Here is a 6,000-nt window from a genome sequence, read left to right on the forward strand (position 1 = left end):
GAGGGCTTGTCCATGGGTACTCCCATCGGCTTGACGAGCATCGATTTCACCGAGTTCAAAGACAGCTGGCGGGTCCTGGTCCTGTCCATCGTCGGTGTGGCAGTCAGTATCAATGCCGCACTTTTATACGGTTTCGGGACGTTGGTGATTCCGCTTGAGCAGGCCTTCGGCTGGAGCCGAAGCGAGCTACAGGTAGCAGTTACCTTTCTGTTCGGCGGCGCGGTGCTGTCCCTGCAGGCGGTTGGCTGGATCAACCTGCGCTTCGGCATGCGTCGGGTGGTAGTTGCGTCCCTGGTGCTGATCTCCCTAGGGTATCTGGCGACGACACAGATCCGAGGCTCCGTGTGGTCCCTCTATGCGGCCTTTGCGCTGCTGCCCATCATCGGCATGGGTTCTCTGGCGGTGACCTGGACCCAATTACTCAACCTGTGGTTCGTCCGTAATAGAGGCCTAGCACTGGCGATCGGCCTGTCCGGGACAGGCATCACGGCGGCGGTGGTGCCACGCCTTATGGCCTGGGGTATCGAACGGTGGGACTGGCGAGCAGCCTTCTTGATCCTGGCGGTGCTCAATATTGGCCTGTTGCTTCCGCTGGTGCTGATCTGGTTCCGCTTGCCCATCGAGGATGTTCCGGCTCGCGCCGTTAATGACGGAAAGCCCGCGCCCCATGAGTGGCTGGAGGGAATGTCCCTGAGGGAAGGGCTGCTGTCCCGACGCTTCTGGATCTGCAATGCAGCCCTGGCGCTGGTGATCTCGGCTATCGTCGGAATGGTTACCAACACTATACCAATGCTTCGCGATCGTGGCCTGTCGGGTGCCGAGGCGAGCCTGATCTTTAGCGGTTTTGGCGTTTCCCTGATCTTTGGTCGGGTGGTAGTGGGCTATCTGCTGGACCGCTTGTGGCCACCCGGCGTAGCGGCGGTCAGCCTGTTCCTGCCTGCTCTGGGGTGTCTGATCTACATGAGTGGCAGCAACGATCTGGTGCTGCTCGGTCTTGCCGCGGTACTGGTTGGCTTTGGCGCCGGCGCCGAGTTCGACATTGCGGCCTTCCTGATCGCTCGCTATTTCGGCTTGCGGGAATACGGCCGCCTGTTCGGCGTTCATCAGGGCCTCAACACTGTCGCTTCCGCCCTGGCGCCCCTGCTGTTTGCTGCGTTGTTCAGCCACACCTCGTCCTACGCAGCGATGCTGATCTACTGCCTCGTATGTTCACTCGCAGGTCCGGCACTTCTGTTAACGCTGGGACGTCACCCGGGATTCAGCGGGGTTGTCGCTCTTGCTGGCCGCCCCTGAGCCCATCATCCTAATTTGGAGTCGAAACCATGCCTACCCTTACTTTTATCGAACACAACGGTACCCGCCACCAGATCCACGGCGAAGTGGGGCAGTCCGTCATGCAGGCCGCGACCTTTGCGATGCTTCCCGGTATCCAGGGTGACTGCGGCGGCGCCTGCAGTTGTGCCACCTGCCACGCCTATGTGGATGAAGCTTGGGCGGACCGCTTTCCATCGGCAACCGGGACCGAGGACGAAATGCTCGACAACGTAACGGAGCGTCGTGCCAACAGCCGCTTGAGTTGTCAGCTGGTGATCGAGGAGGGAATGGACGGCTTGTTGATCCACTTGCCCGCCTCCCAGTACTGATCAGACCCCATTACAAAAAGAACGGAGACAAACAGCATGACGCTCAACTCGGTTGTGATCGTCGGTGCGGGGCAAGGGGGCTTCCAGGTTGCGGCTTCGCTGCGCCAGGAGGGCTATCAGGGTGCTATCACCCTGATCGGAGACGAACCTGGATTGCCTTACCAGCGACCGCCCCTTTCGAAGGCCTACCTGCTGGGCAAGATCAGCGCCACGGCGCTGCTCTTCCGGCCGATGGATTTCTACACGCAGCAGAACATAGAACTTGTGCATGACCAAGTGGTGGCCGTGGACCGCAACAACCGTCAGGTCCGTCTTGCTTCCGGACGTGCCGTGCCTTATGACCATCTGGTATTGGCGATGGGGGCTCACAACCGGCCCCTTTTGGTGCCTGGCGCAGACTCGCGTGGGGTGTTCGGCATCAAAACCAAGGCTGATGCCGATGAGCTGGCGCCACTGGCGAAGGAGGCACGCGATGTGGTGGTGGTCGGTGCAGGCTTTGTCGGCCTCGAGTTTGCTGCGGTTGCGGCTGCCAATGGTGCGACTGTCCATGTACTTGAACTGGGCGACCGACCGATGGCCAGAGCCATATCGCGGGAAATGTCGGATCTGTTCCGCGCGGCCCACGAAGCCTGGGGCGTCCACTTTGAGTTCCGTCAGGGCATCGGGCAGATCCTGATCGAGGGGGGAAAAGTGAGTGGCGTGGTGACCAGCGAAGGTAAGACGCTGCCTGCCGATCTGGTGGTGTACGGCATCGGGGTGATTCCGAATGTTCAGCTGGCCCTTGAGGCCGGACTCGATATCGACAATGGCATTAAGGTGGACAGTAACCTGCTGACTAGTGATGCCCACATATCGTCGTTGGGTGACGTGGCATCCTTCCCGTGCCTCCAGAACGGCCAGAAGCTACTGCGCCTGGAGTCGGTACAGAACGCCGTGGACCAGGGGCGCGCCATCGCCGCTCGGCTGGTTGGTAAGCCGGCGCCCTACACTGCGCTGCCGTGGTTCTGGACCGACCAAGGCAATCTCAAGCTGCAAATTGCCGGCCTATCGATGGGTTACGACAGCACTGTTGCCCTCGGTACGCCGGAGAGCGGCCAACTCTCCGTGTTGTGCTTCCGTGACTCCCAGCTAGTGGCCGTAGAGTCCTGCAACCGGCCAGGTGACCACATGGCTGCACGCAAGATCCTGGCCCGCCCGCCGCGCCTGACGCCAGCAGAAGCCCAGGTGCCGGGCTTCGAATTGAAGGCCTGGGAGGCGGCTAACCGGGACTAATTGACCGACCGCCGGATCCGGTGGCAGGGAAGTATCCAGAAGCCCGCGGGCTTTCGGAGTTGGAGCGCCGGCTTGCCCGGCATACAGTAAAAAAGAGGAGTCGAGACGATGAAGACGCTGTGGATCGGAGTGATAGCCGGATTGTTGATGGCCTCGGGTGCAACTCGGGCCGATGAAGGGGCTGATCTGGCCAAGACCAAGGAATGCCTGAGCTGTCACGCCCTGGACAAGGAGGTCGTCGGGCCTGCGTTTAAGAGCGTGGCTAGGAAGTACAAAGGCAAGGCCAGCGCCGAAGACCAGCTGGTCCGGACCGTGGTCAAAGGGTCGTCAGATAGCGGCGGTTTCCATTGGGGCACCAAGAAGATGCCGGCGCCCGGCGCCCGGGTCGCGGTGACTGAGGATGAGGCACGCGTCCTGGTGCGCTGGGTGCTCGCCCAATAAGCGCGAACCTTCACGTTTGCAACGCCTTCACTACCAATGGTAGTGAAGGCGTTGTTTCTTTTTGCGGGGCGAGCTCACCCCTCCTGCGGCTGAAAGCGTCAGCTCAAGCGTCGGCGCCAAAGGCCAGCCAGCAGGTGTCTTCCCGGCATAGGGCGATCGGACTGTCGGTAAAGTCCTGGGTTGATCCGACGATGCGGATCGCCAGTGGAGCCCGTTCCGGTTGCTGGGAGTAGCAGCGGCCGGTCGGCTTGGCGTGCGGCTCCAAGTCGATGTTCTTGAGGCGGCCGGCTCCTATCACCGCGCAGCGTCGTAGCACAAGCGCCGCCTCAGCCTCCTCGGTGGGCAGTTTGGAGAGGATCTGGCGGGCGAAGCCCTCCCGCAGACTGAGGCCGCTGAAGGGCTCTGGGGCGACGATCATCTGCCCGTCCAGTAGCCAGTCGAGGTGATAGCCGTCGTCCCGCACGAGATGGGCCGCAGTAACACCGAGTTCGTTGCGCGGGACCTCGATTTCATAGCTGCGCCGGGACAGTCCGGATGCCATTGTGGCAATGGCCAAACCCGCCAGATCAAGCAGATGAGTGCACTGCAGGCTGGCATCCACGTGACGGATCACGCTATTCGCGACGGCGGTCAAAGGCATTCCCACTAGTGCCTCCAGCTGGCCGGCCGCTGCGGGACAGGCTGTAAACGGATGACGTGGCGAGCTGCCTCCCACGGCCGTGACGCAGCCGTGACGATGGCGCACGAGGGCCCGGAAGTGATGGAAGTCGTCTTCGAGGGCGGCACGTACCTCACCTTCTTCGATAGTACTGCGCGAGCTGATTTCTATCCTGCGTCTGAAGACTTTCATTGGTGGGCTCTCTTCTCTCTGTTGGGGGGGAGAATTTCTTGCGCGCTATAGACAGCGCGGGATTGTCTTGTCAATATATGAACAGTAACACAAATAATGTTCATATACTAAGGATGAGACATGGGGCTACTTGAAGGCAAGGTCGCGCTAATTACTGGCGCGGGAGGTGGTATTGGCAAAGGCATAGCCCGGCGTTTCGTTCGTGAAGGGGCGAAAGTCGTCATCGCTGAGATCGATGTGGTCAGTGGCGATCAGGTTGCCCGCGAGCTGGTGGAGCTCGGGGGGGAGGCGCTGTTCGTTCATACCGATGTGACGTCGAAGGTTAGCGTGATTGCTGCCGTTGACACTGCAGCCAGCCACTTCGGCGGGCTGGACATCCTCGTCAATAACGCTTTCGTCCCATCGCCCAACGTGCGCCTCGAGGACAAGAGTGACGAGATGCTGGAGCGGACGCTCAAATCCACTATTTGGGCATCTTGGTGGGCGATGCAGGCAGCACTTCCACACATGAAACAGCGAGGGGGCGGCAAGATCGTCAACTTCTACTCCATTGACGTGGAGACGGGGGCTTGGTTGCATGCCGACTACAACACGGCAAAAGCTGGCATTCTGGGCCTAACTCGCAGCGCCGCGGCCGAGTGGGGGCGCTTCAACATCACCGTCAATGCGATCGCCCCTACAGCCATGGGCGCTACCTTCCATAAGCTGGCGGCAGAGAACCCCGGCTTTGCCGAGGCCTCCGCTGCGCTCCGCCCTCTCGGACGGAGCGGAGATCCGGAGGCGGACATTGCCCCGGCGGTAGTCTTTCTGGCCAGCGAGTTGTCCTGCTACATGACCGGTGAGGCCATCCATGTCGATGGAGGACTCCACTTGCCCGGATATAACTCACGCCCGCGGGACGTGGCGGTGCGCGAGTACTGAGGTGGCTGCCATCACGGGGCGTGGTGCAGTAGGAGTGGGAGGGGGCGTGGGGCGCCACAACCGGCGCTCCGAGGAAACCATTGCGGCAATTCTGGCCGCGACAGAGGACATCATCCTGCGCTCCGGTTCAGAGCGTGTTTCCATTCTCGAGGTGTGTGAAAGGGCTGAGGTGTCTCGCGGAACCTTCTATCGCTACTTTTCTTCGCAGGGCGACCTGCTTGACGCTTATTCCCGGCATAAGCGGGACAGGTTCCATGCCGCGTTGCTCGATGCGGCGCAGATCAGTAACGATCCCGATGCTCGATTCCGCGCTGTGGTGGATTACCTGGAAACCTACCTGGAGAGCGGGCAGGCGAGGCGGTTGCTCAAGATCGCACCAGAATATGCCCTTGGGTTTTTTTTGCGAATTTTCAACGACTCGGTTCTACGCCTGCAGGATGTGCTTGGCGTCGTCTTCGACGCTTGGGATGAGCGCTTAGGCATCCGCATCGACCGGGAGTTGGTTTGTGAAATGATGATTCGCTATGTCCTTAGCGAGCTACTAGCACCACGGGGCGCAAGTCCGCGAGAACGCTCTGAGCGCATCGAAGGTCTTGTGCTGAGCCTTGTGTCGAGGCGTCTCAGTCTTATCCCGAATCTCTGATGAGTAGCGTTGAGTTCGGTGGTGGGTATGGCGTAACCGCCATCAAACTCTAGAACATTAAATTCATTTTTGTTTACTTACAATTTTATCCGTTAAGTATGGGTCTCTCGGCCTAAATAAAGATGCCTTACGCCCACCTTTGATTTTTATTTAAACAGAGTTGTATTTTCTGTTTAAATTGTGCATGATGTTTCCAAGAAATCGAGGCAACGACGAGTGCCCGGCGGCAG

At 60.0% G+C, this 6,000-nt stretch carries 7 protein-coding genes; 6 read left to right on the forward strand and 1 reads right to left on the reverse strand.

Going from position 1 to position 6,000, the window contains the following annotated elements; all coding sequences use genetic code 11:
* The first annotated feature begins 12 nt into the window (after positions 1–12).
* From B4920_RS23910 to B4920_RS23925, 4 genes are all read left to right on the forward strand, one after another.
* On the forward strand, positions 13–1,293 hold the full coding sequence (locus B4920_RS23910) for an MFS transporter (RefSeq protein WP_079437239.1): 1,281 nt from the start codon (positions 13–15) through the stop codon (positions 1,291–1,293).
* A gap of 29 nt (positions 1,294–1,322) precedes the next feature.
* Entirely contained in the window at positions 1,323–1,643 is a 321-nt protein-coding gene (locus tag B4920_RS23915; protein ID WP_079437240.1) for a 2Fe-2S iron-sulfur cluster-binding protein, read from the forward strand.
* Between the two features lie 36 nt (positions 1,644–1,679).
* The gene (locus tag B4920_RS23920; RefSeq protein WP_079437241.1) at positions 1,680–2,915 is read left to right on the forward strand and encodes an NAD(P)/FAD-dependent oxidoreductase; all 1,236 of its coding nucleotides are present in this window, start codon (positions 1,680–1,682) and stop codon (positions 2,913–2,915) included.
* A 108-nt stretch (positions 2,916–3,023) separates the two neighbouring features.
* Positions 3,024–3,356: a c-type cytochrome gene (locus B4920_RS23925; RefSeq protein ID WP_079437242.1), complete on the forward strand. Its 333-nt coding sequence runs from the start codon at positions 3,024–3,026 to the stop codon at positions 3,354–3,356.
* A gap of 103 nt (positions 3,357–3,459) precedes the next feature.
* Here the strand turns inward: B4920_RS23925 and B4920_RS23930 are convergent, their stop codons facing one another.
* The gene (locus B4920_RS23930) at positions 3,460–4,206 is read right to left on the reverse strand and encodes a DUF2889 domain-containing protein (RefSeq protein WP_079437243.1); all 747 of its coding nucleotides are present in this window, start codon (positions 4,204–4,206) and stop codon (positions 3,460–3,462) included.
* A 120-nt stretch (positions 4,207–4,326) separates the two neighbouring features.
* Between B4920_RS23930 and B4920_RS23935 the strand changes: the two genes are divergently transcribed.
* Both B4920_RS23935 and B4920_RS23940 read left to right on the forward strand, forming a co-directional pair.
* On the forward strand, positions 4,327–5,127 hold the full coding sequence (locus B4920_RS23935; RefSeq protein ID WP_079437244.1) for an SDR family NAD(P)-dependent oxidoreductase: 801 nt from the start codon (positions 4,327–4,329) through the stop codon (positions 5,125–5,127).
* 1 nt (position 5,128) lies between these two features.
* The gene (locus tag B4920_RS23940) at positions 5,129–5,770 is read left to right on the forward strand and encodes a TetR/AcrR family transcriptional regulator (protein WP_254051045.1); all 642 of its coding nucleotides are present in this window, start codon (positions 5,129–5,131) and stop codon (positions 5,768–5,770) included.
* Positions 5,771–6,000: the final 230 nt, after the last annotated feature.

The sequence above is a fragment of the Zoogloea sp. LCSB751 genome (assembly GCF_002028455.1).
Taxonomy (GTDB): domain Bacteria; phylum Pseudomonadota; class Gammaproteobacteria; order Burkholderiales; family Rhodocyclaceae; genus Zoogloea.

Coding starts and splice junctions, on each gene's coding strand:
- B4920_RS23910 (WP_079437239.1), top strand. CDS start 13: ATGGGTACTCCCATCGGCTTGACGAGCATCGATTTCACCGAGTTCAAA.
- B4920_RS23915 (WP_079437240.1), top strand. CDS start 1,323: ATGCCTACCCTTACTTTTATCGAACACAACGGTACCCGCCACCAGATC.
- B4920_RS23920 (WP_079437241.1), top strand. CDS start 1,680: ATGACGCTCAACTCGGTTGTGATCGTCGGTGCGGGGCAAGGGGGCTTC.
- B4920_RS23925 (WP_079437242.1), top strand. CDS start 3,024: ATGAAGACGCTGTGGATCGGAGTGATAGCCGGATTGTTGATGGCCTCG.
- B4920_RS23930 (WP_079437243.1), bottom strand. CDS start 4,206: ATGAAAGTCTTCAGACGCAGGATAGAAATCAGCTCGCGCAGTACTATC.
- B4920_RS23935 (WP_079437244.1), top strand. CDS start 4,327: ATGGGGCTACTTGAAGGCAAGGTCGCGCTAATTACTGGCGCGGGAGGT.